A 26,032-nucleotide genomic window follows, 5' to 3' on the forward strand; every position below is an offset into this window, starting at 1 on the left:
CAAAGAATTGCCCGCCCATGGCTTAAGATCCGGGAGGGATCATGATGAAAAGAAGTATCGCGAACAGGATCGCCGCCCTGGCATTGGCACTGGTGCTGGCGGGCTCTTTGGTGCCCGGGGCCTGGGCGGCAGAGGGGGAGCCGGAGGGCGGCGGACAGCTGACCGGTGTGACGGTCACACCCTCCAACCTCTCCATGAAAGTGGGGGAGCGGGCCTCTGTGAGGGCTTCGGCCGCCGGGCTGAGCCAGGACCAGATGGAAGACGCGCGGATCGAGTGGTCCCTTGAGAACAACGATCCGGAGCGGGTCAGGATCGCCTCTGGTCGGGACAGCTGGACCGTGGAGGTGGAGGCAGTCAACACCGCCGAGACCACGGAGACAGACCCGGTGACCCTGGTGGCCACTGTGACCTGTCAGGGCGGCGCGGAGAGGGACACCTGCGCGATCACTGTGGTTCCGGATCAGCCGGCCGGCCTTCGGATCACCCCGGAGGGGGATCAGGAGCTGGAGCCGGGTGAGACCCTCCAGCTCCGGGCCGAGATCACCCCGGCAGATCAGGCTGAGCCTGTGACTTGGTCCAGCTCGGACCCGGATGCCGCGGAGGTGGACAGGGACACTGGACTGGTGACCGCGGGGCGGGAACCGGGGCGCACAAAAATTACGGCCCGGTCGCAGAGCGGCCTGACAGATTCCTGTGAGGCTGCCGTCCGGGGCATCGTTCTGCCGGAGAACCTTATTATGCGGGAAAATGAAAATCAGCGCCTGATCCCGGAAGTCTATGGCGCGGCGCTGGAGCGGGAGGATGCCGCCTGGACCAGCAGCGATGAGAGGATCTTGAAGGTGGACAATGGGTATCTCTATCCTGTATCCGTGGGAGAGGCCGCGGTCACCGCCGAGATCCGGGCAGGCGGCCGCCTTTATACGGCTTCCTGCCAGGTCACTGTAGAGGCCAACACCGCTGATGTGATCACGGCAGCTGCAGGAGCGGGGGACCCGCTGCGCTTTGACGAGATCCAGAGAGAGTTGGAGCGGGAGTGCCGAAGCGTGCTGGGAAGCTCGCTGGACTATGTGGGCGGCCTGTGGGTGAATACCCGGCAGGGCACGCTCTACTATCGCTATAATTCTGAAGGGGATACTGGAGCCGGGGTGGGGACCAGCGAGAACTACTATGCCGATCCCTCAGCCAGCCAGATGGGCCTGGGCGATGTGGCTTTTGTCCCCAAGGGAGATTTCAGCGGAACGGCAGTGATCTCCTATACTGGCTATGCAAGGGATGGGGGCTCCTTTCAGGGGACCATTGAGGTAGAGGTGGAGGAGACAGAGGAGATCGAGTATGCTGCCTCCGCCGATAAGGCGGTCCAGTTTGACCCGGATGACTTCAACCGAGTCTGCCGGAACCGGACAGGCCGGGATCTGAGCTATGTGGAATTCTCTCATCCGGACAGTGGAAAGGGAACTCTGTATTACCGTTATATCTCCCCGGCCAATCCGGGCAGCGAGGTAGACCCCTCCAAGGAGTACAAGCGTTCCGGAACTCCCAGTCTGTCCGATGTCTATTTTGTACCTGAGGGAGGCAGCGGTCAGGTCGTGATCTCCTATACCGGATACAACGTCTACGGCGACTCCTTCCGGGGGAGGATCACGATCCGGATCTCTGAGGCCAGCGGTCGGGGCGACCTGAATTATTCCATCGCTCAGGGGGGACGGCTGAACCTGGACGAGAGTGATTTCAATGACCTGGCCAAACGGATCACGGGATATGCTTTGGACTATGTCCAGTTTGAACTGCCTGCTTCTTCAGAGGGGACTCTGTATTACAACTATACCGGAAACGGCTCCTATGACAGCCGGGTAACAGAGGGACGCAGCTATTACCGGTCGTCTTCCCCTTACCTCAGACGGGTCACCTTTGTGGCAGATAGGGATTTCTCCGGAACGGCGGAGATCGATTTTAACGCCTGGGATACAAAGGGAAACCGGTTTGCCGGTACTGTGGAGGTGGCCGTTGGCCGGGGCGGCAAAGGAGATATCCGCTATTCCGTCCATCAAAATGGAAAAGTCACACTGGATGACAACGATTTCAACGCGCTGTGCCGTGAACTGACGGGGAGCTCGCTCGATCATGTCAGCTTTGACCCTCCCCCCGCAGCCCAGGGGACCCTGTACTATCGCTATGATAACGGAGATTATGACAGCAAGGTGACCAGCTCTAAATGCTATTACCGCTCCGGGAGTCCCTATCTTGACCAGGTGACCTTCGTGCCGGCCCGGAATTTTTCTGGCGTGGTCTCCATTCCCTTTACCGGGCGGGGGACGAATGGAGAGGACTTCTCGGGCCAGCTGGAGATCGGCGTGGATACTGGATCGGACCTCATCGAGTACCGGGTGAAGCCCAACAGCTTTGTCACCTTTGACGATGGAGATTTTGACGATCTCTGTCAGGAGATGACTGGAAGCCGGTTGCGCTATGTCCGCTTCGAGCTGCCCAGCTCCTCCAAGGGGACGCTGTATTACGGATATGACGATGGTGACTATGACAGTAAGGTGACGGAGTCCAAGAGCTACTACCGTGGGACAGATCCCTATCTGGACCGGGTGTGCTTTGTCCCCGCTGAAGGAGTTTTCGGAGCGGTGGATCTGGAATTTACCGGCTGGAGCACAGATGGCGGCAAATTTGAAGGGACTGTGAGAATTACGGTGGAGGAGCCGAAAGGGCCTTCTGTGATCACCTACGCGACAGACGGTCGCCCGCTCTCCTTCTACGCCCGGGACTTCCAAGAGGCATGTGAGGACCGCGGGATGGGCGGACTGGCCTATGTGCGTTTTGATATACCCAGCAGCAGTGTGGGAAGACTCTATTTTCAATACCAGGGAGCGGGGGAAAGCAATACAGAGGTCCGGATGACCACCAGCTATTATCCGGCGAAGTCCCCTGGAATTTCGGAGATCACCTTTGTTCCGAAAGTGGGCTATCAGGGGACAGCAAGTATCTCCTATACAGGATGGGACACAAAAGGAAACGAATACCGCGGTCGGATCCAGATCTCGGTAAGGCCCGCCACAGCCTCACGGTATTTTTGGGATATGAGCTCCTTTGAGTGGGCGGTTCCGGCGGTGGATCTCCTGTATGAAAACGGAGTGGTCCACGGGACGGGAAATGGGACATACAGCCCCGGACAGCAGATCACCCGGGGAGACTATGTACTGATGCTCTGTCAGGCGTTTCAGCTCTCTGGGCAGGGAAAGGCTGGATTCTGGGATGTTCCCCGGGACAGCTACTATGCCCAGGCTGTTATGACTGCCCAAGCGCTGGGCATTACAGGCGGCTATCCGGACGGAGGGTTCCATCCAGGATCACCGGTTACCCGCCAGGATGCTGCGGTGTTCCTGATGAAGGCAATGCAGGCGGATGGATGGAGCCTGGGCAGCGGAAATGAGCAGATGCTCAGCCGCTTCCGGGACGAAAGCAGCATTTCAGCCTATGCGCGAAGCGCCATGGCAGTTATGGTGGAGTATGGAGTCCTGTCAGGAACAGCAGATCAAACCATAAGTCCGCAAAAGGCGATCACTCGCGCTGAGATGGCTGTGATGCTGGCCAACGCGCTGACCCTTTGAGCGTTGAATATATGAGAATAGGATCCCTGCCGGACCTCCGTGAATACGGAGGTCCGGCAGGGATTTTTCTATGCAGCAGGGCAGGCAGTGAAATAGACTTCCGTACTTGGACTCATAATACATGTAAAAACATTCACTAAAACAAGGGAACTTTGTGTCCCACCTACTACAATAGATGCATACCTCAACATGAAAAAAGCGATTTGGAGGAGAAATTATGAGTCTAAAAAATGCAGGAAAAAATGTTTTTGAGAAAGAAGATGGGGCACTGGAAGCCTTTCGCCGATATCTGGAGCTGGATGAAAAAAGCGAGGCGACGATCAGAAAATATATGCATGATGTCAAAGTGTTCCTGACCTTTCAGAAGGGGAAAGGCTCCTTCCGGAAGGAGCAGATCATTGGATATAAAAATTGGCTGGGAGAGCGGTACGCGGTGCGCAGCGCAAATTCCATGCTGACTGCAGTGAATCAGTTTCTGAAATTTGTCGGGGCAGGGGAATGCTGCGTCAAGCTGTTCAAGCTGCAGTACCAGACTTTTTGTGACCAGAGAAAGGAGCTGGGGCGGGAGGAATATAGGCGCCTTTTGGAGACAGCCCGGCGGAAAAAACAGATCCGTCTGTACTTCCTGATCTTGACGCTGTGCGCTACTGGGATCCGGATCAGTGAGCTGCAATATATTACAGTTGAGGCGGCAGTGAGTGGAAACACTATTGCAAAAAATAAAGGCAAGAGCCGGGTGATCCTGATCCCGCAAAAGCTTTGCGATGTCCTTCTGGACTATGCGGCATGGATAGGGATCTCTCACGGCCCGATTTTTATTACCCGCGGTGGAAGGCCCGTGGACCGGAGCAATGTGTGGAGAGCGATGCAGAAGCTGTGCAGGGAAGCTGGAGTGCCAGAGGAAAAAGTATATCCCCATAATCTGCGGCATCTGTTTGCCAGCACCTTTTACGAAAAAGAGAAGGATATCCTGCATTTAGCGGATATCCTTGGACATAAAAACGTCAATACAACGCGTATCTATACTCTGGCAACAGGTGAGGTCCACCGAGCACAGATCGAATCTTTAAACCTGTTCGTTCCGGTGCTGAATACGGAGCAGCCGTCTCGCAATAAAAAACAACGTAATAATAAGTTATGTTGTTTCTTCCATTGTGGGCATGATTAGAAAGCGGTCAAAATGCCGACCTGTATTTGAACGGTTTTATCGATGTTATCCCAGCAAAATGTAAACTTTTTCGGTGGTTTAATGCGATTTTTCAAAAAATATCTTAGAAAATGTAAAAGAAAAAAGAATGGCCTCTTGTTTTTTTGTATAAAAAGAGGCAAAATTCGACTTGCAAAAGCATGGAGAAAACTGTAGAATAATAGCGCCAAAAGATTTTTCAGAACTTTTTTTTCGTATGTAAACAACATAACTTATTATTATGTTGTTTCTTTTTTGTGCGCAAACAACATATCTTATTATTATGTGGTAACGGGTTTGTTTTTTTGCAGATTTTGTCGAAAAACCATGAAAATGACCGAAAAAGAAGAGAGGGCTGGTCGATAAAATGGATGGTCTCAGCAGCAACTCATTCCTGATGATGCAGCGCTCCATGGAATTTCTGTGGAGCAAGCAATCCTGCATTTTAGACAACATCGCAAATGTGGAGACACCGGGCTATCAGGTGAAATACGCTACGTTTGAGGAGGCGCTCAAAAATGCCGTCCTCTCCTCCGCCCAAAATGGAATCTCCTCTTCTTCCATCCGGAAGGCCATTGAAGAGACGCCCGTAGTCGTGCGGGAGGCGCAGGAGAGTGTCCGCATGGACGGAAACGGTGTCAATATCACAGAACAGTCCGTGGAGCTGGCACGCAACGGGTATCAAATGCAGTATGTATTTGGGGCCATTTCCAGCGACATTGCTACGCTTCAGGCCGTCATCCGCGGCTAATGAGACAGGGAGGGACCTAATATGGCGTTTTTAAGCTCAATGAATGTGGTGGGATCAGGGCTGACCGCTCAGCAGCTCCGCCTGGACGTAGTATCGGAGAACATCACGAACAGGACCACCACACGGACAGAGGGGGGCGGAGCCTACCGACGCAAGATGGTGGTATTTGAGGCGGAGGGAGAGCGCAGCCCGTTTCAGGCGGCACTGGACCGTGCCTTGGGGAGAGGAGCCTCCGGCACCGCGGGAGGCGTTCGGGTAACTGAAATTGTGGAGGACCCCTCTGACTTTAAGCTCGTCTATGATCCTGAGCACCCTGATGCCAATGCGGAGGGATATGTAGAGATGCCCAACGTGGATCTGATGCAGGAGATGGCGGATGCCATGGCGGCCAGTCAGGCCTATTCGGCCAATGTGACCGCATTCAATGTGCTCAAACAGGTGGCGGCTAAGGGACTCGAGATCGGGAAATAAGAGAAAGATTGAAACCAGCACCTGCTGAGCAGGTGCTGGTAGTGCAGATGCGGAGGAGAAAACAGTGATGGATTTTCGGCCTATAGACCCCATCCAACCCCTTTTTCGGGGAGATACTGCAGGAGGCGTCGGGACAGCCGGGGACAGCCGGGAGCAGGGCTCGCTGTTTGCTGATATTTTTCAGGCGGCAGTGGAAAATGTGAAAGAGACAGAGCGGGTAAAGAATGATGCAGAATATCGTTTGGCGACCGGTCAGATGGACAACCCTGCGGAGATGTCCATTGCCAGCAGCCAGTGGTCAATGTCTGTCAATCTGTTGATTCAGCTGAGGAATAAGGCTCTGGATGCTTACAACGAGCTCATGCGGATCAGTTTGTAATCACAGCAGGAGCCGGAGGGAGTAAGCAGTGCAAGAGAAGGTAAAGGGATTCTTCCAGAAGATCAAACAGTGGTGGCTGTCTGCGGCAAAAAAAACAAAGATCCTTTTAGGGGCCGGAGCGGCTGCGGTCCTTGTGGTGATCGCTCTGGTACTGGTTGTGAGCCTGAACCAGCCCTATACAGTCCTTTTTACCGGGCTGAACCAGACGGATCTGACCGCGATCGTCTCCTATCTGTCTGATAACGGGGTGACGGATTACCAGATCCAGGGGGAGGACACGGTCCTGGTTCCGGAAAGTCAGGAGGAGCAGCTGAAGGCGGCACTTCTGATAGAGGGCTATCCAAACTCCGGGTCGGGTTATTCCATGTATCTGGACCACGTGAGCAGTCTGACCACAGAATCAGAGCGCAGTCAGTTGGCACTGTATGACTTACAGGACAGGCTGGCGGGCGTGATCCGCAATTTTTCCTCTGTGCGGGACGCGGCAGTCTTTATCACGCCTGGAGAGGATCATACCTATGTGCTGGACAGCGGCAATGTGGTGGAGGCCCGCGCCACAGTGATCGTGACCATGGAGGAAGGGGCCTCCCTCACAGACGGGCAGGTGAAGGCGATCCGTAATGCGGTCAGCCATGCGGTTCAGGGACTGAGCATCGACGCTGTGGCCATTGAGGACCAGTTCGGCAACAACTATACTGCCCAGGACGGGATCACCGATGTACAGGACATCTCTGCGCTGAAGATGCGCCTGGAAGAGCAGACAAACAACAAGATCCGCACCCAGGTGATGCAGGTTCTGATCCCCTTGTTTGGGGAAGAAAACATCCGGGTGAGCGTTAACAGCATCGTAAACATGGACCGGACCTATACCGATTCCACCAACTACAGCGGTGAGGAAGATGGAGAGGGCATCATCGGAGACCGGGTCTTCGAGCAGGAGATCATCCGGGGGGGAGACGAGACGGCCGGGGGTACGGTCGGGACCCCTTCAAACGCAGATCTGAATACCTATGTTCAGGAGCAGCTGAATGCCAACGGGGATGAGGTGCTCATCTCTAACAGCGGTGAGGAGCACAGCCTGGTGGACACGGAGAAGGTCCAGGTGGAGCATCTGGCCGGAACTGTGGCGGATGTGATGGTGTCTGTCACCATTAACCAATCGGCGGCGGGGGGTGCCAGCGCAAACAGCCTCTATCCCCATGTGGCCCGGGCGGCCGGAATCGGCACAGAGCTCCAGAATGAAAAGATATCCATTCTGATCCAACCCTTCTATCAGGAGGGAACGGCGCCGATCCCGGTGCCGGATGGCGTTCCGGCATGGATGCTCTATGCGGCGCTGGCCGGGCTGGGTGTATTTGTGATCCTCCTGATGGTAGTCCTGCTGATCCGCAGGCGGTCAAAGCGCCGAAAGAAGCTGGATGGAGTGCAGACGGTCCAGAGGGCGGAGGAGATCCCGGCGCCTGCTCCCGAGGGGGCCGATATCATGGATATGAAGACGGAAAAGAGCTTGGAGCTGCGGAGGGATGTGCGGAAATTTGCGGAGGAAAATCCGGAAATTGCGGCTCAGATGGTGAAAAACTGGCTGCGGGAAGGAGATGACGCGGGATGAGCGAACCTATATCCAAGGGAGGCACCGCCCATCCCAGGCTGACTAGGCAACAGAAAGCGGCAGCGGTGATCGTCTCCCTGGGCACAGACAAGGCATCCCAGCTCTATCAGTACATGGACCCGGAGGACGTGGAACAGATTACCCTGGAGGTGGCAAAACTGGGTTATCTGGATTCCAGCGCCACTGAAGACGTACTGACTGAGTACTACCAGATGTGCATGACCAACAAGGCGGTGACAGAGGGCGGCCTGGAATACGCCAGGGCTGTACTGGAAAAGGCGTTTGGCCAGCAGACGGCTACCAGCCTGCTGGAGAAGGTGACCAAGTCGCTGAAAAACCGAGAATTCGCCTTTTTGAACAAGGCGGATGAGAAGTCCCTGTATGCGGCTTTGCAGCATGAGAGACCGCAGACCATCGCGCTGGTGCTGTCCTATGTGGATGCGGAGAAATCAGCAGCCGTGATCGAGGAGCTGGATGACGAGCGGCAGGTCCGGGTGATTGAGAATATGGCCAATATGGAGAGTGCCTCCCCCACTGCGGTAAAAATCATCGAGGCGGAGATGGAGAAGAAGTTCTCCAGCCTGATGACAGCCAGCAATGTAAAGGTGGGCGGAGTAGACTTTGTGGCGGATGTGATGAACAATCTGGACCGCTCCAGCGAGAAAAACATCTTTGACCGCCTGGCCGAGTACAACGAGCCTCTGGCGGATGAGATCCGCAAGCGCATGTTTGTGTTTGAGGACATCGTTACCATGGATGACCGTTCGGTGCAGCGGTTTGTCCGGGACTGCGATCCCAGAGATCTGGTGCTGGCGCTCAAGGGCGCAAACAGCGATGTGGCCAACAAAATTTTCACCAATATGTCGGCCCGCATGGCGCAGAGCATCCGGGAGGATCTGGAGATTACCAGCAATGTCCGCATCCGGGACGTGGAGGAGGCCCAGCAGCGCATTGTTGGGATCATCCGGGACTTGGAGGAACGCAGCGAGCTGATCATCCTCAAGGGCGGAAAGGACGATATCATTGCCTAATATTTTTAAGAGCTTCCTGAAGCCGGCTGTCAACTCCTATGTATTTCCGGATGCAGAGAGCCTCCAGGTGGAGGAGAGCCCGGAGCCCGAGGGGGAACAGGCGGAGGAAACGCCGCTCCAGGAGCAGGAGCCGGAAGCGCCCCATACTGCGGCGGCGGATGCCCTGAATTACGCCAAGATCCAGGCGGAGAAGATCTTGGAGGATGCCCGGCAACAGGCGGAGGAGCTTTTAGAACAGGAGCGGCAGCACATCCGGCAGGAGGCGGAGGCCGAGAAGGAGCTGGCCAGAGCGGACGGCTACCGGCAGGGCTACGGAGAGGGACTGCGGCAGGCCCGGGTGGAGGGCGCGGCCCAGATAGAAGAGCATCGGAAACAGGAGGCAGAGCGTATCCGCAGCTTTCTGGAGCAGGCGGCGGCAGCGCGGGATTCGCTGCTGGAGCAGGCCCAGAATGAACTGTGTGAGCTGAGCCTGGCAGTAGCGGAGAAGGTCATCCACATCAGTCTGCGGACCAGCCGGGATGTGATCGCCCGTATGATCCAGGTGGCGACAGAAAAGCTGAAGCGCCGGGAGTGGGTGCATATCTATGTGGGGGGATATGAGGCCAGGGATCTGGCCCAGATCACCCCAGAGCTTACCACAGCGCTGGCGGGGCTCTCAGAGCATATCAAGATCATCCCTATGTCAGATGATGAGCTGGGTGCCTGTATCATCGAGATGCCGGACGAGATCATAGACGCCAGTGCGTCCACGCAGCTGAACAACATCCGGGACGTTCTCAGCGGAGGCTGACAGCCGGGACAGCGGAAAGGGCACAGATTCCATGTTTGAAGACAAGATCCAGCAGGTCCGAAAGGCGGAGACCATCAGCTATACCGGAAAAATTGAAAATATTGTGGGCATGTCTATCGAGGCATCGGGAGGCCGGGCGGCGGTGGGCGACATCTGTCAGATTTACAACGGAGAATCCGGTGGACAGGTCCTGGCGGAGGTAGTGGGCTTCAAGAACGACAGGATGCTGCTGATGCCCTACTCCGACATGAGCGGGATCTCTTCGGGAAATTTTGTCCGCAATACCGGCCGCAGGCTGAGCCTGATGATGGGAGCCTTTCTCAAAGGGCGGGTGATTAACGCACTGGGACAGCCCATTGATGGAAAGGGACCCTTCCATGGAGGTACGTCCTTCTGTGTGGAACGGAACCAGTATATCAATCCCATGTCACGCCCCCCTATCCGGGAGCGGATGGAGTTTGGCGTGAAGGCGATAGACAGCATGCTGACCATCGGGAAGGGACAGCGCATCGGTATCTTTGCGGGATCTGGTGTAGGCAAAAGCACACTGATGGGGATGATCGCGAAAAATGTGAAAGCGGACATCAATGTTATCGCCCTGGTGGGGGAGCGGGGACGCGAGGTTCTGGAGTTTATGGAAAAGGACCTGGGAGAGGAGGGGATGCGCCGCTCCATCTTGGTAGTGGCAACCTCTGACCAGCCGGCTATGCTGCGCAAGCAGTGCCCCTCAGTAGCCACCGGGATCGCGGAATACTTTCGGGATCAGGGGTGTCATGTGCTGCTGATGATGGACTCACTGACCCGGTTCGCCATGGCACAGCGGGAGATCGGGCTGGCGGTGGGGGAGCCCCCGGTGGCGCGCGGCTATACTCCGTCTATCTATGCGGAACTGCCCAAGCTGCTGGAGCGCAGCGGAAATTTTCAAAAAGGCTCCATTACCGGCGTCTATACCGTGCTGGTGGAGGGCGACGATACCAACGAACCCATCGCGGATACCGTGCGGGGTATTTTGGACGGACACATTGTGCTCTCCAGAAAGCTGGCCAACAGCAACCATTTCCCGGCCATCGACATCAACGCAAGCATCTCCCGCCTGATGAATGACATCGTCGCGCCGGAGCACCTGACTCTGGCGGCCCGGGTACGGGATGTGATGGGGATCTATGAAAAGAATGCAGATCTGGTCTCCATCGGTGCTTACAAGGCGGGGACCAACCCGCGGCTGGATTACGCGATCAGCAAGATTGACGGGATCAACCAATTCCTGACCCAAGGGGTGAATGAGGCATTCTCCTATGAGGAGGATCTGGAGGCAATGCGCGGGCTGCTGTGAAAAGGATGGAACGGAAATGAAGCGGTTTCAATTCGGTCTGGATACGGTCCTCCAGTATAAGCGCCAGGTGCTGGATGGTGCTCAAAATGAATACGCGGAGGCGATCCAGCGGGTCCGGCAGCAGGAGCGGCGGCTGCGGGAAGCGGAGGCGCGCCACCGGAGCCTGAATCAGCAGTTTCGCAGGGCAGAGGCAGAGGGGATCACCATTGCGGACGCCATGGGCTATGAGATGGGGCTGCGGATGCTGGAGGGAGAGATCCAGCGTGAGGAGAGCAGACTGCACCAGCTTCAGACGGAGGCCGAAGAACGGCGGAAGAGGATGATCGCGGCCAGGCAGGACACCTCGTCACTGGAAAAACTGCGGGAAAAAAAGCTGGAGAGCTATGAGAAAGAACTCCAGAGGCAGGAAGAACTGCGGATCGACGAACTGGTGGCCAATACTCGTGCGGTGGAAGCCGGCCTGCTCTGACTTTCAGCATTGAAAGGAGGTGAGAAAGATGAATACAAGTGATTTGACGCTTCAAATGGCTTATTTGGCCGGACAGATCACCCAGAGCACCCTGCCGGATATCGGGGTGTCTGCTGGCAGGCCGGAGCAGAAGATGGATTTTCAGGCGCTTTTGAATGAAAAGCGAACCCAGGCAGACCGGGAAAGAACGGAGCAGGAGCCTCAGAAGACAGATCCGTCCCAAGATACAGAGACCGGAAAGACGGAGCAGAAGGACGAAGATGTAGCGGCTCAAGCAGCTGGACAGGGCGTTCCACTGATGCTGGATTTGAGTGCGGTCCTGGCCGGCGGAGGGATCGTGCCATTCGTGGGCTGCGCTGTTGTAACGGAGCAGGCAGAACAGATAACAGCACAGGCGCCTGCTTTGCCGGCAGCTGATGCTGTTGTGGAGGGAGAGAAGGCTGCGGAGCCAGCACTCCCGCAGAATATTGAGCGTTTTGGTGAAGCGGCTGTGCCGCAAAAAGCGGAACAGGAGGCTGCACCTGGGTCCCTTATCTCTTCTGCTGGACAGGCGGAGGGTGAAGGACAAGGAGCGGAGCTCCAGGTCAAGGCGGAAGGCCAGCACATGGAGCAGCCTGAGGGGCAGTCGGAGCAGAGTGGAAAGCAGCCGGGCACAGACCAGAAGATGGATGTGGAGGTCACACAGCTCCAGACCGGAGGCGATCAGAAGCTGTTCCAGGGGACGGAGGCCGCTCCCGTAAAGGTAGGGGACGGCGCAGTGCTGGATACCACGTCAGAACAGTTCGATGCCCGACTGAGCAGGACCATTCGCAGCATAGCGGACCAGGGGATCCAGAAGATAGAGCTGAAGCTGACACCGGAGCACTTGGGTAATGTGGTGGTGGAGCTGACCCGGAGTGAGGGCAGCGCACTCCATGTGGTGCTGCGGGCGGAGAGCGAACATACAGCCAACCTCCTGCGAGAGCACCTGGGGACTTTGGGCTCCATGCTTCAGAACGGAAGCCAGCAGGAAGTCCGGATCGAGGTGGCCCACCCTCAGGAGAGCGGGCGGAGCTGGCAGCAGACTGACCAGAACGGCGGCGGGCAGAATGGACAGCCCCAGGAGCAGCACCGGGACCCGAAGCGGGAGGAGTCGGAAAACTTCCTTCATCAGCTGAAGCTGGGGCTGCTGGAGCAGGAGACCGCACCTGTGTAAGAAAATAAGGAGGAAAGCACAGTGAGCAGCGATTTTATGCCCCAGGCGCTGGACAGCCTGCTGGCTAGTCAGCGGGCCAGCGTCTATGGCAGCAGCAAGACCGGCTCCTCGGACAACTCCTGGATGGAGGATTATGAGATCCATCAAAAGGGAGAGGACATGGGGCTGGATTTTACCGACTATCTGCAGCTGATGGTCCAGCAGCTGCAGAATCAGACCATGGACAACACCACAGATACTTCGGATATGCTCAATCAGCTGGTACAGATGTCGGTGGTGCAGATGATGACCACGGTCAAGACCAGCATTGACACGCTGGTGGACGCCAACACGCTGACCTATGCGGCCTCCCTGGTGGGAAAGACCGTGACGGTTGGAGAGTACGGCGAGGATGGAAAGCTCCAGGAGGTAGTGGGAACCGTCACCGGGACAGGGACGTACCAGGGAGTACCAGTGATCTTTGTAGACGGAGAGATGTACGCCCTCAGCGACATCATGGCGGTGGGGACCCTGCCAGATATTCCGGAGACTCCAGATGAGCCGGAGGGAGGCAGCGGTGAGGGCGGAGATACGCAGACGCCCGAGACCTGAGCCGCAGGGGCGGCTGATCCAAAGGAGGTGAGCGCAGTGATCGACAGTACAGCATCTATCACGGGGGCCAGTCTGGAAGCCGGGATAGGCCGACCGCGAGCCGTTCAGGCCAGAGGCGGGGACGGCTTTGTACAAGCTCTGCGCCAGGAGCTGGAACGGACGGGCGGAAGACAGATCGCCTTTTCCAAGCACGCCATGGAGCGGGCAGAGGAGAGGGGAATCGAGGTGACACCCAATCTTCTGGACCGGCTGACGGACTCTGTGGAGCGGGCGGAGGCCAAGGGGGCGACGAATATCCTGGCCCTTGACCAGAGCCTTGCCTTTATCATCAACGTTCCAAACGGCCGGGTCATTACCACCATGTCCCAGGATGAGATGAAGGAGAACATATTTACCAACATTGACGGCGCCGTGATCCTGTGACAAACAGAGGACAGGACCATTTTTGGATGTCCTGGGGGACGTGCGACTGACGGGCCCCCGGCGGCGCGAAACAGAGAACACCAAAAGCAAAGGAGATCTGAAGCATGGCATTGACAGGAGCAATGAGCGCGGGAATTTCCGGGCTGAAGGCACACATGGAGGCATTGAATACAGTGGGCAACAATGTGGCCAATGTAAATACTTATGGCTATAAGCCCGGCCGCGTCACCTTTCGGGAAAGCATCTATTCCACTCAGGCCGCTGGTTCCGCCGGCACAAACATGGTAGGCGGGACCAATCCGCGCCAGACCGGCTATGGATGCAGCATCGGCACCATCGATCTGGATATGACGACCAGCTCTCTGGAGTCCACCGGGATGCCCACCGACTGTTTTATCCAGGGAGATGGTTTTTTCCTGGTGGGGCCTAAGGATGTGGATGTGAACAACGCGGAGGACGCCAAAGCTCTCTCCCTCTCAAGGGTAGGTGATTTCCGATTTGACTCGGATGGATACCTGGTGGACGGCGCGGGCAACGTGGTATATGGCTTCGTGACCTGCAATATGGATGGAGCTGATCAGGCAGATGAGGCCGGTACGAACGGAGATGGGATCAGTACCCAGCTGGTCCCTATCCGCCTGCCTATGAAGGCGGTGGGAGACGCCGCCCAGGGAGATATCAAGCCGGGGGACGCCCTGTTCCCTGGTGTGGATGACACCGGACACAATGTTCCGGCGGAGGAAGGAACGGACGCAGAGAACTCCACCGGTGACTGCATCGCCTATAACAGCCTGAAGATCGACAGCAACGGGCAGGTATCCTGTGTCAACGATGATACCGGGGACCCGGTGGTTGTGGGCTATATTGCACTGGGAAAGGTGACAAACCCCAATGGCCTGGAGCACACCGAGGGCCCTTACTTCACCGCGGGCGACGCAGCAGGGACGCTGACCATCGGAACGGCCAACAGTTCTGTAACGGGATACCTGAACAATCAGGACAAGCTGGGAAATGCGGACCTGGATCCTGAAAACATGCTGGCCGCTGGCAGCAAGACCAGCCTTCAACCTGGCTTTCTGGAGGCATCCGGAACCGATCTGGCCACTGAGTTTGCCAATATGATCGTTTACCAGAGAGGCTATCAGGCCAACACCCGGATCGTCACCGTGACCGACACCATGCTGGAAGAGCTGGTCAACATGAAGCGCTGAGCGCCGCTGGAGTAAACAGATGCCTTCCCCCGCCGGATTCCCGGCGGGGGAAGGCCGGAAGCGAGGAGGCATAATCTTGATCGTATTGCGGAAAATGAATAATGAGCGCTTTTTGGTCAATCACAATCAGATCGAGTGCATCGAGCTGATCCCGGAGTGCAAAATCGTTATGATGAACCATGACTATTATCTGGTCAAGGACACCGTAGAAGAGATCATCCAGAAAATTGCCGACTATAACGCGAAGGTCCAGGACATCCACCGGGAGATCAGTGTTCTGGACAGGCGGAGCTGAGGCGGGGCCGCATCCTGCCTCCCAATAGAGAAAAGAAGGGATACGCGCTATGAATATTGTGTATATCGTCGGCATTGTGATGGCCTTTTTCTTTACTGTGTTTGGAATTGTGGTCGGTTTCGATATGTCGACACTTCAATTCAGCTTCAGTATTGGAAACCTATCGAACTTTGTGGACCTGTCCAGTATTCTGATCGTCATCGGCGGCACACTGGCGGTGGTGGTCGCCTGCTATCCCAAGCAGATCAGGTCCCTGCCAAAGCACTTTAAGATCATGCTCCACTCCAACACCTTTGATCCGCAGGTGTATGTGGATCAGCTGACCGAGCTGGCACAGATCGCCAGAAAAAATGGGCTGTTGGCACTGGAAGAGAAGGGGAACGAGCAGGAAAACTCCTTTTTTAAGCAGGCGATCATGCTGGTGGTGGACAACAATGACCCGGAGCGGGTGCGCAGTATCCTGGAAAATGAGATCGAGCAGACCTCCGAGCGGCACCAGGCAGTCATCGCCATGTATGAGCGGGGGTCCAATGCGGCACCGGCCTTTGGCATGATCGGAACTCTGATCGGTCTGATCAATATGCTGAAGAACCTGGATGGAGCGGATATGAACTCCCTGGGGCCTGACATGGCCGTGGCTCTGATCACCACATTTTATGGATCTCTGCTGGCACATGTGGTATTCAACCCCATTGCCGCCAATCTGACGGCGCGGGATGAGGAGGAGATCCTGTGCCGCCAGATCATCATGGAGGGGATCATGGCCATCCAATCTGGTGAGAATCCCAAGTTCCTGCGGGAGCGGCTGCTGACCTTTATGAATGAGAAGCAGCGGGAAGGCGGAGAGGCGGCAGAGGGAGCCGATGACGGAGGCAAAAAACGCCGGGGAAAAAAGAAATGAGCTTCAGGCGGCTTCAAGGAGGCGGGACCCAGAATGAAGAGAAAGAAAAAAAGCGGAAGCGGCGGAGCGAACTGGATGGACACCTATGGCGACATGGTCACGCTTCTGCTCTGCTTTTTTGTAATGCTGTTCTCCATGTCCAAAATGGATGAATCCAAATGGATCGCCCTGGTCCAGGCACTCAATCCCAGTGCAGTGGTCAACGGGACGAGCATGGAGGAGCCGCCCGAGGGCAGCGTCGTGACACAGGATCAGGTGGACCGGGATATGGAACAGCTTTACCAGGCCATGGCAGAATATTTTCAGCAGGAAAATATGATGGAAAAGGTGAGCATTGGGAAGGGAAACGGCTATGTGTTCATCTCCTTTAATGACACCGTGTTTTTCCGTCCCAATGAATATACCCTTCTGGACGAGGGCAAGGAAGTTTTGGACCAGGTCGCCCGATCCATTGCGGAAGTGGGCCCTTCCATCAATGAGATCAGGGTGCTGGGCCATACGGCGCAGGCGACAGCCAATGAGGAAAATGACTATACAGTGGATCGATTCCTGGCGTCCAATCGGGCCACAGTGGTCACTGTATATTTGCAGGAGAAAGAGATCATTGACCCAGCAAGGCTGGTCAGTGTGGGATATGGCCAGTGGCGGCCGATTTCCAGCAATGCCATTCCGGAAGAACGGGCAAAGAACCGCCGGGTGGAGCTGATCGTCACCGGACTGGATCTGGATGCTTTGGCAGGCGATGATATCAAGCAGTATTACAGCATGCGGGAGAGTACCGGCACGCCGAGCCCGGCGTACCAGCCGGAAGAGCAGAACGCAGCATCCTGATCCATACTCTGCCTGGGAGGGAAAACAATGGCGGAAGTTCTATCACAAAGCCAGATCGACGCCCTGCTGAATGCTGCTCGCAGCGGCGAGATGGATTTGGCAGCGTCGGCAGAGAAAACGACAGAGAAAAAGTACCGAAAATATGACTTTTACAGCCCGAGGAAATTTACAAAGGACCGCATGAAAATGATCAGCGGCATCTTTGAAAATTATACCAGGGTAATTAACTCCAGGATCAATGGACTGCTGCATACCACCTGCGAAATTTCTGTGGAGTCGGTGGAGGAGCAGCGCTATTACGAGTTTTCCAACGCACTGACAGAGGGGGATGTGCTGGTGCTGGCAGATGTGCAGTTTGCGCACAACCAGCAGGCGGAGGAACAGCCCGTTCTGCTCCACTTTTCCACCTCGCTGATGCTGAGTATGATGGATCGCCTGATGGGTGGAGAAGGCGATGTCGATCCTGCGCTTCCGGCTGGATATAATTTTACGGATCTGGAGTTGAAGCTCTATGAGAGTATTGTGAAGGATCTCATCTCCGTGCTGGGGGGAAGCTGGGAAAACTACATTGACCTGTCCTTCGGAGTCCGGCGCATGGAAACCAACCCGACACTGGTCCAGCTGATCGGCCTGGATGAGACAGTAGTCATCATCGGTATCAACATCCAATTTTCCAACTGCTCCGGACAGATGAACTTCTGCCTGCCCGGTTCCATGCTGTCCGCCATCTTTGCCCGGATCGCCGCGGCCAATCAGGCGGGAAGAGGGGCCGGGGAGGACAATTCAGAGGAGATCCTTGATATTCTCAGGGATTCCGAGCTGGAGATATCTGCGGAGCTTGGCCGCACAGAACTGAGGCTGCAGGATATCTATTATCTCCATCCCGGTGATGTGATCGACCTTGGACACCCAACAGCGCAGCCCATTTACCTGTATATTGGGGGAAAGCCTTGGTTCAGCGGAAAAATGGGGACGTTGAGCAGCAATATGGCGGTAAAGATAGGGGAGACCTATCACAATCAGGGAGGAAGGGACAAGTAGGGACATGAAACAAAATATATTCAGCCCAATGGAGATCGATGCCATTGGTGAGATCATGAATATCAGCTTGGGGTCGTCCGCTACAGCGGTCTCCAATATGCTGGATCACCGTGTGGATATCACCACTCCATCTGTGTCGGTGGTGCCGATCGAGGAATTTACCCTGGGAGAACTAGAGCCTGCGATCGGGATCGAGATCAAATATGTCTCCGGCCTCGAGGGGAGCAACATCATGCTTCTCAAGCGCCACGACGTCAAGACGATCGTAGAGATCTTGATGGGAACGGAGATATCAGATGAGGAGTTCGAGTTTAATGATCTGACGATCAGCGCGGTATGCGAGGTCATGAACCAGATGATGGGCGCGGCGTCCACCGCTCTCTCTGACTTCCTAGGCCGCTCCGTCAATATCTCTACGCCCCAGTCCTTCACTCTGGATGACCTGGATCAGTTTGAGCGGGAACACTTCCAGTATGACAGCGGGATGGTGGTAGTGGCCAAGTTCATGCTGAGCATTGAGAATGTGCTGAAAAGTGAATTCGTCAATGTCATGTCTGTGGACCTGGCCAGGGAGCTGATCGCCGGATTTGGCGTAGATCTGAGTGATGGGGAGGGCAAGGGAGCTAAATCGGAAGAAGAGGTAAAGCCGGAGCCTTCCACCGGCGGAGCCAAGCTGAGTCAGGAGGAGATCGAGCGGCTGATGAGCGGGGGTGCCCCCTCCGCGCCGCCCCCCGCTTCCTCCGGGAGCGGCAAGCTGAGCCAGGAGGAGATCGAGCGGCTGATGAGCGGAGGTGCTCCCTCCGCACCGCCCCCCGCTTCCTCCGGGAGCGGAAAGCTGAGTCAGGAGGAGATCGAGCAGTTGATGAGCGGAATGGCTCCCTCTGCAGCTCAGGCGGCCCCACCCCGGCAGCCGGAGCCGCAGCAGAGTTCGGCGCGGCCTTATGAGGCAGCGGGGCAGTACATGCCGGCTCCTCCGGCATACGCTGGGGAACCGCGGGTGATCAACACGAAGCCGGTCCAGCTGCCGCCCCTGGATGTGGCGGATAAGATCGGCCAGGAGCAGGCTCAGAATCTGGAATTGATCATGTCAGTGCCGCTGGAAGTGTCAGTGGAGATTGGACGGACGCGCCGAAAGGTGGAAGATATCCTTACCTTTTCCAAGGGGTCCCTGGTAGTTTTAGACAAACTGGCGGGGGATCAGGTGGATCTGTTTGTAAACGGGCTGTGCGTGGCCCGGGGCGATGTGGTGGTCATTGACGACAACTTTGGAATCAGAATCACAGAAGTATTGAAGCGTCCTGAGCTGAGTGAGCTGACACGGGCAGACTAACCAATCAAATTTAGAAGAAAAGGATGATGTGACATGGCAAAAATTTTGGTCGTAGACGATGCAGCTTTTATGAGAAAGGTCATTCGCGACACCCTGACGAAGAACGGCTATACCGATGTCCACGAGGCGGTCGACGGAAAGGACGCAGTGGAAAAATACTTTGAGCTCCATCCCAACCTGGTCCTCATGGACATCACCATGCCGAATATGGATGGGCTGGAGGCGCTGAAGGCGATCCGGGCCAAGGACAGCAGCGCCAATGTGGTGATGTGCTCCGCCATGGGCCAGGAGGCTATGGTGATGGAGGCGGTACAAGCGGGGATCAAGGACTTTATCGTCAAGCCTTTCAAGGACGACCGCCTGATGAAAACGGTCAATTCCATTCTGGGCGCACCCTGATCAGAAAAGCAAAATGCGGGATGAAATACTGGAGCTGGTTTGGGCTCTGGCCGCGATCTGTGCTGTACTGCTGCTGTCCTACTGGTTTACCAGATATGTTGTGGCGGGGCGGGCGGCAGCAGGGCGGCTGAAAGGGCGGCATGTAACCGTCTTAGAAGAGATCCAGGTGGGGAAGGATCAAAAGCTGCTGCTGGTTCAGGCCGGAGAGCAGATCTGTCTGCTGGGTGCGGCGCCGGGCGGGATCACCTGTCTGAGGACACTGAACCGGGAAGAGATGGGGCAGTGGGAGCAGGAAGGAGCACCGGAGGGTGCCTGCCAACGGATAAGCTTTCAGGAGGCCCTGAAAAGTGTGCTTCAGCAGAGAAGGAAATAAGGGGGTGGGAGCTTGGACGCGCTGATCAATGTAAATGGAGAGAATTTTCAGACGCTCCAGATCCTACTTCTGACTACCCTGATCACACTCCTCCCCTCTATTGTGGTGATGATGACCTCCTTTACCCGGTATATCATCTCCCTCTCCTTTCTGCGTTCTGCCATTGGGCTGCAGCAGAATCCGCCCAACATGGTGCTGGTGGGAATGGCACTGTTCCTCACCCTGTTTACCATGTCCCCGGTGATCAGTGACATCCAGACAAACGCTTATGAGCCATACATAGCAGAGAGGATCACTCAAGAGGAGTTTTATGAAAAAGCTAAGGTGCCTCTGAAGGAATTCATGCTGGATCAGACGGAGGACAGCTCTCTGGAGCTGTTCTGTGAGCTCGCCGGAGCGGATATGCCGGCCACACGGGCACAGGCGGAGGGGCTGCCTCTGCGGATCATTGTCCCATCCTTTATGACCAGCGAACTCAAGCACGCATTTCTGATCGGATTTTACCTGTATATTCCCTTTGTTCTGATCGATGTGGTGGTGGCGTCCACCTTGATGTCTATGGGAATGATCATGCTGCCGCCCTCCATGATCTCCATGCCATTTAAATTGCTGCTGTTTATTTCGCTGGATGGCTGGCAGCTGCTGTTTTCTACACTGGTGCGGAGCTTCCAATGAGTAAGGAGGAGTTATGGACGTAGTCGATATCCTGCGGGAGGGCGTGGGAGTAGCGCTGAAGCTGGGGGCACCGCTGCTGCTGCTGAGTATGCTGGTGGGGATCTTGGTGGCTATTTTTCAGGCTGTGACCCAGATCCATGAGCAGTCCCTCTCCTTTATCCTGAAAATGATCGTGGTCGTCCTTATCCTTCTGGCGGCGGGCGGCTGGATGCTGGAGACTCTGAAGGATTTTACACGCTACCTGTTTACCCTGATGTGAGGAACAGACAGTATGGTTGGATGGTCAGAGCTCTTTGGATTTGAAATGGTGTTGGCCAGGATCAGCGGTTTTGTCCTGTTCAGCCCGATCCTAGGCCGCAGCAATATCCCCGGGTACGCAAAGACGGGCCTGATTCTGGTTTTGTCCGTGTTTGTCTACGGGCTTGGACAGCCGATGCCGGCACCGCCAGGAACAGTGGTGGAACTGGTGGTCCGGCTAGGCGTGGAACTTATTGTGGGATTCGTGCTGGGCTTTCTGATGCAGCTGTGCGCAGCTATCGTCCAGGCAGGCGGAGAGATCATAGACGCTCAGATGGGACTGACAATGGCGCAGATCTACGATGCAAGCAGTCAGGCCAACATGTCTGTGACGGCATCCCTGCTGAATATCCTCTTTTTTCTGAACTTCTTTGCAGAGAACGGCCACTACACCCTGATGCGCATTCTGCTGGGCTCGGCTGAGATCCTGCCCTTTGGCACCGCTGTCCTCGGGGAAGCAGCGGCCTCCTACGTGGCAGAGGTGTTTTTCTCTTCCATGCTTCTGGCGGTAAAGATGGCCCTGCCGATCTTGGCTGCCGAACTGCTGGGAGAGCTGGGAATGGGAATTTTGATGAAGGCTATCCCACAGATCAACGCCTTTGTCATCAACATGGAACTCAAGGTCATCATCGGACTGATCCTGCTCTTCCTGTTCCTGACTCCCCTTAGTGAATTCCTGCTGGGGGCAGAGGCGGACATGCTTTCTGGCCTGAGACGGGGGCTGGCCGTGATGGCAGGCTCCGGTTAGTGGGAAGGGCTCTGGAAGAGAGAAGAGGTGATGGGGCTTGGCAGACGGACAGAAAACGGAAAAAGCCACACCAAAAAAGCGGCGTGATGAGCGGAAAAAAGGAAATATATTTTTCAGTAATGACGCAGTCTCAGTGGTCGTATTGCTGGTCAGCTTCCTTGTCCTCAGGCTGAGCGCCAACTGGATCGCGGCACAAATATATGAGTTCCTGCGGTACTGTATGGATCTCATTGCGCAGCCATCCATGGAAGTCCCGGCGGAGGGAAGCGGGCTGTTCATTCATCTTCTGGGAACGTTTGTCAAGGCTGCGGTCCCACTGATGGCTGCGGCTGCAGCAGCAGGGGTGGTGGCCACCTTTTTTCAGACAAAGCTGCTGGTTTCAGGGGAGTCCCTGAGGCCGAAGCTGAGCCGGATCAGCCCTCTGCAGGGAGTGAAACGGCTGTTTTCCCTGCGCAGTGTTGTGGAGGCGCTGAAAGGACTGCTGAAGATCGCAGTTCTTCTGATACTGATTTTCCGGTATATCACCAACGTGCTGGACCTGTTTACCAAATATCTTTACACCGATCTTTTGGCGGCCTGTGCCCATCTGTTTGAGGAGAGCTTCCTGCTGTCCATGCAGATCGGGGCGGCCTTCGCGGTGCTGGCTGCGGCAGATATCTTTTATCAGTGGTGGGACTATGAGCGGCAGATCCGGATGTCCAAACAGGAGATCAAGGAGGAGTTCAAGCAGACAGAGGGAGATCCGAAAATCAAGGGAAAGATCAAGGAGACCCAGCGGAAAATGGCTCAGTCCAGAATGATGCAGCAGGTGCCAAAGGCGGACGTGGTGATCCGGAACCCCACCCATTTCGCGGTGGCTCTGCGCTACCAGCCGGATCGGGACCCGGCGCCCATCGTGCTGGCGAAGGGGCAGGACGAACTGGCGGCCAGGATCGTGCGTACCGCAGAGGAGCACAAGGTGGCCGTGGTGGAGAACGTGCCGCTGGCCCGGGCGCTGTATGCCTCCACAGACCTCAACCAAGTGATCCCGCCTGAGCTGTATAACGCAGTGGCGGAGGTATTGGTTTATCTGTATCGGATGGATCAGAAGATTCCATGAGAAAGTAGGCTCCAGGAAGAGATATGAGACGAATACTCAACAATGCAATATCCCTGATCGTGGTGGTCATCGTTCTGTTCCTGGTGATCCCGCTGCATCCCAGTGTGCTGGATGTGCTGCTGATCCTTAATATCTCGCTGTCCATCATGATCCTGATGATCACCATGAATATTTCCGAGCCGCTGGAATTTTCCATTTTTCCCTCCCTGCTGCTCATTACGACTCTATTCCGGCTGGGATTAAATGTGTCCTCCACCCGTCTGATCCTCAAGAACGGGGGAAACGCCGGTGTGGTCATTAAGGCGTTCGGGGATCTGATCACCCAGGGAAATATCGTCATCGGGATACTGATCTTTTTGATCATTGTACTGGTCCAGTTCATTGTCATCACCAAGGGGGCGGAACGGGTCTCCGAGGTAGCTGCCCGGTTCACCCTGGACGCTATGCCGGGAAAACAGATGGCTATTGACGCGGATCTGAGCTCTGGCCTGATCAATGAGAAAGAGGCCCGTCTGCGCAGGCAGAAGATCCAGCGGGAGGCGGACTTTTATGGCGCCATGGATGGCGCCACCAAGATCGTCAAGGGGGACGCCGTAATGTCCCTGATCATCACGGTCATCAACTTCGTAGCCGGGCTGATCATTGGAATCGTACAGGGCGGGGGAGACCTGAGCACGGTCCTAAGTGTATATTCCATCGCTACCATTGGCGACGGCCTGGTGTCTCAGCTTCCGGCTCTGATGATCTCCACTGCCACTGGAATGATCGTGACTCGCTCCGTATCGGACGGGAGCCTGAACACCGATGTGATCAGCCAGTTCAAGGCCCAGCCCAGAGCTATTATGGCGACCGGCATGATCCTTCTGATGCTGGGGCTTTTTCCAGGGACTCCGACCCTGCCCCTTCTGTTGGTGGGAGCCGTCCTTTCCGTAGGCGGATACTGGAGCGATCACAAAATGGCCCTTGCCAGACAGATGGAGGAAGCGGAGAGCGCAAGGGCCGGTGAGGCGGTGCCAGAGCTCCAGGCGGCCAGCGAGGCGGACTACTACAAGGACATCAACAATGTCTACTCCCTGTTGACTGTGGAGCCCATTGAGATGGAATTCGGATACAGCCTGATCCCTCTGGTGGACGAAGCCAGCGGCGGAAAGCTGATCAGCCGGATCGTCATTTTCCGGCGGCAGTATGCTCAGGACATGGGATTTGTGATCCCGTCCATCCGGCTCCATGACGGCGCATCCCTGGGAACCAACCAATACATCATCAAGATCCGGGGAGAGGAAGTGGCACGGGGAGAGATCCTGGTGGACTACTATCTGGCCCTGGAGCCCTCCAATCCCACAGGAGAGATCGACGGGATCGAGACAGTGGAGCCTGCCTACGGTATTCCCTCACGCTGGATTCTGCCAGAAAACAAGGAGATGGCGGAAATCTACGGCTATACTGTGATCACACCGCTGACGGTGATGCTGACCCACCTGTCTGAGACCATCAAAAAGCATACTTACGAGCTGTTGAATCGTTCGGAGACCATACAGCTGGTCGAGCACTTGAAACAGACAGAGCCAGAGCTGGTGGCGGACGCCATTCCTAATGTGGTTTCTTATGCAAATCTGGAGAAGATCCTGAAAAGCCTGCTCCGGGAGGGCATCCCGATCAAAGATCTCGCAACTATCCTGGAGGCAGTGGTGGAGGCCAGCGGCGGGACCCGTGACATTGATATGATCACGGAACAGGTGCGCAGTGCGCTGAGCCGGACGATTACCCGGCGCTTCTGTGAAAATGGACAGCTGAGGGTGGTGACGTTGGACGCTGAGGTGGAAAAGAAAGTGCTGGCTGCCCTGACGAAAAACGATCACGGGGTGTATCTGGCCCTGAGCCCGGATATCATGCAGCAGATCATTGCGCAGCTGGGAGAGTTGAGAAAGAAGTTCAACGACCTGTCCCAGACACCCATCGTCCTGACCAGCCAGATTATCCGGGTCTACCTCAGCCGAATGATCGCCCAGTTTTATCCTGATGTCTATGTGCTCTCCTTCCACGAGATAACCAGCAGCGTGCAGATCCAGGCGATCGGCAACATTACACTTCAGCAGCAGAATCAGCCTTCATAGGTAAGGGGCGACACGGATGGAAAAGTGCAGAGAAAAAGTTGAGACTGCCGCCCAGCAGACTGAATTGCTTTCAGAGGAAGCAGTGGAGCAGATGAGCAACCAAGAGCTGCTGTTTCTGTACAGGGAAAGCGGAGATGAGGAACTGAAATGGAAGCTGGTACTCCGCATGACAGGCATGGTGCGGGCCATTGCCGCCCAGGTGTGGGGGATCTACAGCAGCTTTGCCCAGCTGGATGATATTGTGGAAGAGGGGATCCTGGTGCTGCTCAGCGCGGTAGACAAGTTCGACCCCTCAAAGGACGTGAAATTCGAGACCTATGTCTCCAAGCGCCTGCGGGGCATGATCGTAGACCTGGCCAGACACCAGGACTGGCTGCCGCGTCAAGTGCGGCAGAAGTCTATCCGTCTGAACCGGGCCAGAGAGGAACTGTCCATGCAGATGGGGCGCACGCCCAGCAGCGCGGAAATGGCGGACCATCTGGGCGTGACAAGAGAGGAATATGGGGCTATGCTCTCTGAGACAGCGGTGTCCGGCCTGCTTTCCTTTGAGGCGCTGCTGGATACCCAGGGCAGGGGAGCACGGCAGAGGATCTCGGGGGAAAGCGGGAACCCGCCCGAAGAGCTGTGCGAGGAGCAGGAGCTGCATGAGACGCTCAAGCAGGGGATCTCATCCCTGCGGGAGAAAGAGCAGCTGGTCCTTTCCCTGTATTATGAGAAGGAGCTGAGCATGAAGGAAATTGCACAGGTGCTGAATGTGAGCGCCCCCAGGATATCACAGATCCACAGCCGGGCAATCGAGCATCTGAGGCAGTACATGAAGCAATACATGGAAGCGCAGTAAGTGGAAAGGCGGAGCGGTAACATGACAAAAGGCTT

The 26,032-nt window shown here is 56.0% G+C and carries 27 protein-coding genes; all 27 read left to right on the forward strand.

Annotated features, from left to right (window positions below; translation table 11 throughout):
- Nucleotides 1-41: 41 nt before the first annotated feature.
- The 27 genes from L9O85_RS03770 (at nucleotide 42) to L9O85_RS03900 (ending at nucleotide 25,997) form a co-directional block, all read left to right on the forward strand.
- On the forward strand, nucleotides 42-3,614 hold the full coding sequence (locus tag L9O85_RS03770; protein ID WP_301579639.1) for an S-layer homology domain-containing protein: 3,573 nt from the start codon (nucleotides 42-44) through the stop codon (nucleotides 3,612-3,614).
- A 217-nt stretch (nucleotides 3,615-3,831) separates the two neighbouring features.
- Entirely contained in the window at nucleotides 3,832-4,782 is a 951-nt protein-coding gene (locus L9O85_RS03775; RefSeq protein ID WP_276852811.1) for a tyrosine-type recombinase/integrase, read from the forward strand.
- Between the two features lie 430 nt (nucleotides 4,783-5,212).
- Complete coding sequence (flgB, locus tag L9O85_RS03780) at nucleotides 5,213-5,551, forward strand: flagellar basal body rod protein FlgB (RefSeq protein ID WP_242850370.1); 339 nt, start codon at nucleotides 5,213-5,215, stop codon at nucleotides 5,549-5,551.
- A 21-nt stretch (nucleotides 5,552-5,572) separates the two neighbouring features.
- Nucleotides 5,573-6,022, forward strand: a complete 450-nt coding sequence (gene flgC / locus L9O85_RS03785; RefSeq protein ID WP_108979524.1) for a flagellar basal body rod protein FlgC — start codon at nucleotides 5,573-5,575, stop codon at nucleotides 6,020-6,022.
- 67 nt (nucleotides 6,023-6,089) lie between these two features.
- Entirely contained in the window at nucleotides 6,090-6,401 is a 312-nt protein-coding gene (locus tag L9O85_RS03790) for a flagellar hook-basal body complex protein FliE (protein ID WP_050625252.1), read from the forward strand.
- A 28-nt stretch (nucleotides 6,402-6,429) separates the two neighbouring features.
- The gene (locus tag L9O85_RS03795; protein ID WP_301579642.1) at nucleotides 6,430-8,010 is read left to right on the forward strand and encodes a flagellar M-ring protein FliF C-terminal domain-containing protein; all 1,581 of its coding nucleotides are present in this window, start codon (nucleotides 6,430-6,432) and stop codon (nucleotides 8,008-8,010) included.
- Entirely contained in the window at nucleotides 8,007-9,041 is a 1,035-nt protein-coding gene (fliG, locus tag L9O85_RS03800) for a flagellar motor switch protein FliG (RefSeq protein ID WP_050625250.1), read from the forward strand. Before L9O85_RS03795 ends, fliG begins: the two co-directional genes overlap by 4 nt.
- Nucleotides 9,034-9,831 carry a FliH/SctL family protein gene (locus L9O85_RS03805; RefSeq protein ID WP_108979522.1) on the forward strand — a complete coding sequence of 266 codons (798 nt, stop codon included), beginning with the start codon at nucleotides 9,034-9,036 and terminating at the stop codon, nucleotides 9,829-9,831. The genes fliG and L9O85_RS03805 overlap by 8 nt, the downstream gene beginning before the upstream one ends.
- Nucleotides 9,832-9,862: 31 nt before the next feature.
- Nucleotides 9,863-11,164: a FliI/YscN family ATPase gene (locus L9O85_RS03810; RefSeq protein WP_050625248.1), complete on the forward strand. Its 1,302-nt coding sequence runs from the start codon at nucleotides 9,863-9,865 to the stop codon at nucleotides 11,162-11,164.
- Between the two features lie 16 nt (nucleotides 11,165-11,180).
- Nucleotides 11,181-11,633: a flagellar export protein FliJ gene (fliJ, locus tag L9O85_RS03815; RefSeq protein ID WP_050625247.1), complete on the forward strand. Its 453-nt coding sequence runs from the start codon at nucleotides 11,181-11,183 to the stop codon at nucleotides 11,631-11,633.
- A gap of 28 nt (nucleotides 11,634-11,661) precedes the next feature.
- On the forward strand, nucleotides 11,662-12,828 hold the full coding sequence (locus tag L9O85_RS03820; protein ID WP_256182576.1) for a flagellar hook-length control protein FliK: 1,167 nt from the start codon (nucleotides 11,662-11,664) through the stop codon (nucleotides 12,826-12,828).
- A gap of 21 nt (nucleotides 12,829-12,849) precedes the next feature.
- Complete coding sequence (locus L9O85_RS03825; RefSeq protein WP_050625245.1) at nucleotides 12,850-13,419, forward strand: flagellar hook capping FlgD N-terminal domain-containing protein; 570 nt, start codon at nucleotides 12,850-12,852, stop codon at nucleotides 13,417-13,419.
- A gap of 36 nt (nucleotides 13,420-13,455) precedes the next feature.
- Complete coding sequence (locus L9O85_RS03830; protein WP_242850369.1) at nucleotides 13,456-13,842, forward strand: TIGR02530 family flagellar biosynthesis protein; 387 nt, start codon at nucleotides 13,456-13,458, stop codon at nucleotides 13,840-13,842.
- A 104-nt stretch (nucleotides 13,843-13,946) separates the two neighbouring features.
- Nucleotides 13,947-15,053 (forward strand): flagellar hook-basal body complex protein, encoded by a 1,107-nt coding sequence (locus tag L9O85_RS03835; protein ID WP_050625244.1) that lies wholly within the window; start codon nucleotides 13,947-13,949, stop codon nucleotides 15,051-15,053.
- A gap of 76 nt (nucleotides 15,054-15,129) precedes the next feature.
- Nucleotides 15,130-15,348, forward strand: coding sequence for a flagellar FlbD family protein (locus L9O85_RS03840; RefSeq protein WP_050625243.1), 219 nt, complete (start codon nucleotides 15,130-15,132; stop codon nucleotides 15,346-15,348).
- A 49-nt stretch (nucleotides 15,349-15,397) separates the two neighbouring features.
- Nucleotides 15,398-16,249 carry a motility protein A gene (locus L9O85_RS03845; RefSeq protein ID WP_108979520.1) on the forward strand — a complete coding sequence of 284 codons (852 nt, stop codon included), beginning with the start codon at nucleotides 15,398-15,400 and terminating at the stop codon, nucleotides 16,247-16,249.
- Nucleotides 16,250-16,282: 33 nt separating this feature from the next.
- Nucleotides 16,283-17,080 (forward strand): OmpA/MotB family protein, encoded by a 798-nt coding sequence (locus L9O85_RS03850; protein ID WP_050625241.1) that lies wholly within the window; start codon nucleotides 16,283-16,285, stop codon nucleotides 17,078-17,080.
- Nucleotides 17,081-17,107: 27 nt separating this feature from the next.
- Complete coding sequence (locus tag L9O85_RS03855; protein ID WP_050625240.1) at nucleotides 17,108-18,121, forward strand: flagellar motor switch protein FliM; 1,014 nt, start codon at nucleotides 17,108-17,110, stop codon at nucleotides 18,119-18,121.
- Between the two features lie 4 nt (nucleotides 18,122-18,125).
- Nucleotides 18,126-19,451, forward strand: a complete 1,326-nt coding sequence (fliN, locus tag L9O85_RS03860) for a flagellar motor switch protein FliN (protein WP_050625239.1) — start codon at nucleotides 18,126-18,128, stop codon at nucleotides 19,449-19,451.
- 33 nt (nucleotides 19,452-19,484) lie between these two features.
- The gene (locus tag L9O85_RS03865) at nucleotides 19,485-19,850 is read left to right on the forward strand and encodes a response regulator (protein WP_050625238.1); all 366 of its coding nucleotides are present in this window, start codon (nucleotides 19,485-19,487) and stop codon (nucleotides 19,848-19,850) included.
- 13 nt (nucleotides 19,851-19,863) lie between these two features.
- Complete coding sequence (locus L9O85_RS03870) at nucleotides 19,864-20,223, forward strand: FliO/MopB family protein (protein ID WP_050625237.1); 360 nt, start codon at nucleotides 19,864-19,866, stop codon at nucleotides 20,221-20,223.
- Nucleotides 20,224-20,235: 12 nt separating this feature from the next.
- Entirely contained in the window at nucleotides 20,236-20,898 is a 663-nt protein-coding gene (fliP, locus tag L9O85_RS03875; protein ID WP_050625236.1) for a flagellar type III secretion system pore protein FliP, read from the forward strand.
- A 13-nt stretch (nucleotides 20,899-20,911) separates the two neighbouring features.
- On the forward strand, nucleotides 20,912-21,157 hold the full coding sequence (locus L9O85_RS03880; RefSeq protein WP_050625235.1) for a flagellar biosynthetic protein FliQ: 246 nt from the start codon (nucleotides 20,912-20,914) through the stop codon (nucleotides 21,155-21,157).
- Nucleotides 21,158-21,169: 12 nt separating this feature from the next.
- The gene (locus L9O85_RS03885; RefSeq protein ID WP_276757963.1) at nucleotides 21,170-21,943 is read left to right on the forward strand and encodes a flagellar biosynthetic protein FliR; all 774 of its coding nucleotides are present in this window, start codon (nucleotides 21,170-21,172) and stop codon (nucleotides 21,941-21,943) included.
- A gap of 37 nt (nucleotides 21,944-21,980) precedes the next feature.
- Nucleotides 21,981-23,042 (forward strand): flagellar biosynthesis protein FlhB, encoded by a 1,062-nt coding sequence (flhB, locus tag L9O85_RS03890; RefSeq protein WP_276757960.1) that lies wholly within the window; start codon nucleotides 21,981-21,983, stop codon nucleotides 23,040-23,042.
- 23 nt (nucleotides 23,043-23,065) lie between these two features.
- Nucleotides 23,066-25,156, forward strand: a complete 2,091-nt coding sequence (gene flhA, locus L9O85_RS03895; protein WP_108979516.1) for a flagellar biosynthesis protein FlhA — start codon at nucleotides 23,066-23,068, stop codon at nucleotides 25,154-25,156.
- Nucleotides 25,157-25,172: 16 nt separating this feature from the next.
- Complete coding sequence (locus L9O85_RS03900) at nucleotides 25,173-25,997, forward strand: FliA/WhiG family RNA polymerase sigma factor (protein WP_050625231.1); 825 nt, start codon at nucleotides 25,173-25,175, stop codon at nucleotides 25,995-25,997.
- The last annotated feature ends 35 nt before the right edge of the window (nucleotides 25,998-26,032 follow it).

This window comes from Lawsonibacter asaccharolyticus, assembly GCF_022453915.1.
GTDB classification, from domain to species: domain Bacteria; phylum Bacillota; class Clostridia; order Oscillospirales; family Oscillospiraceae; genus Lawsonibacter; species Lawsonibacter asaccharolyticus.

Coding starts and splice junctions, on each gene's coding strand:
- L9O85_RS03770 (WP_301579639.1), top strand. CDS start 42: ATGATGAAAAGAAGTATCGCGAACAGGATCGCCGCCCTGGCATTGGCA.
- L9O85_RS03775 (WP_276852811.1), top strand. CDS start 3,832: ATGAGTCTAAAAAATGCAGGAAAAAATGTTTTTGAGAAAGAAGATGGG.
- flgB (WP_242850370.1), top strand. CDS start 5,213: ATGGAATTTCTGTGGAGCAAGCAATCCTGCATTTTAGACAACATCGCA.
- flgC (WP_108979524.1), top strand. CDS start 5,573: ATGGCGTTTTTAAGCTCAATGAATGTGGTGGGATCAGGGCTGACCGCT.
- L9O85_RS03790 (WP_050625252.1), top strand. CDS start 6,090: ATGGATTTTCGGCCTATAGACCCCATCCAACCCCTTTTTCGGGGAGAT.
- fliG (WP_050625250.1), top strand. CDS start 8,007: ATGAGCGAACCTATATCCAAGGGAGGCACCGCCCATCCCAGGCTGACT.
- L9O85_RS03810 (WP_050625248.1), top strand. CDS start 9,863: ATGTTTGAAGACAAGATCCAGCAGGTCCGAAAGGCGGAGACCATCAGC.
- fliJ (WP_050625247.1), top strand. CDS start 11,181: ATGAAGCGGTTTCAATTCGGTCTGGATACGGTCCTCCAGTATAAGCGC.
- L9O85_RS03820 (WP_256182576.1), top strand. CDS start 11,662: ATGAATACAAGTGATTTGACGCTTCAAATGGCTTATTTGGCCGGACAG.
- L9O85_RS03835 (WP_050625244.1), top strand. CDS start 13,947: ATGGCATTGACAGGAGCAATGAGCGCGGGAATTTCCGGGCTGAAGGCA.
- L9O85_RS03845 (WP_108979520.1), top strand. CDS start 15,398: ATGAATATTGTGTATATCGTCGGCATTGTGATGGCCTTTTTCTTTACT.
- L9O85_RS03850 (WP_050625241.1), top strand. CDS start 16,283: ATGAAGAGAAAGAAAAAAAGCGGAAGCGGCGGAGCGAACTGGATGGAC.
- L9O85_RS03855 (WP_050625240.1), top strand. CDS start 17,108: ATGGCGGAAGTTCTATCACAAAGCCAGATCGACGCCCTGCTGAATGCT.
- fliN (WP_050625239.1), top strand. CDS start 18,126: ATGAAACAAAATATATTCAGCCCAATGGAGATCGATGCCATTGGTGAG.
- L9O85_RS03865 (WP_050625238.1), top strand. CDS start 19,485: ATGGCAAAAATTTTGGTCGTAGACGATGCAGCTTTTATGAGAAAGGTC.
- L9O85_RS03870 (WP_050625237.1), top strand. CDS start 19,864: ATGCGGGATGAAATACTGGAGCTGGTTTGGGCTCTGGCCGCGATCTGT.
- L9O85_RS03880 (WP_050625235.1), top strand. CDS start 20,912: ATGGACGTAGTCGATATCCTGCGGGAGGGCGTGGGAGTAGCGCTGAAG.
- L9O85_RS03885 (WP_276757963.1), top strand. CDS start 21,170: ATGGTTGGATGGTCAGAGCTCTTTGGATTTGAAATGGTGTTGGCCAGG.
- flhA (WP_108979516.1), top strand. CDS start 23,066: ATGAGACGAATACTCAACAATGCAATATCCCTGATCGTGGTGGTCATC.
- L9O85_RS03900 (WP_050625231.1), top strand. CDS start 25,173: ATGGAAAAGTGCAGAGAAAAAGTTGAGACTGCCGCCCAGCAGACTGAA.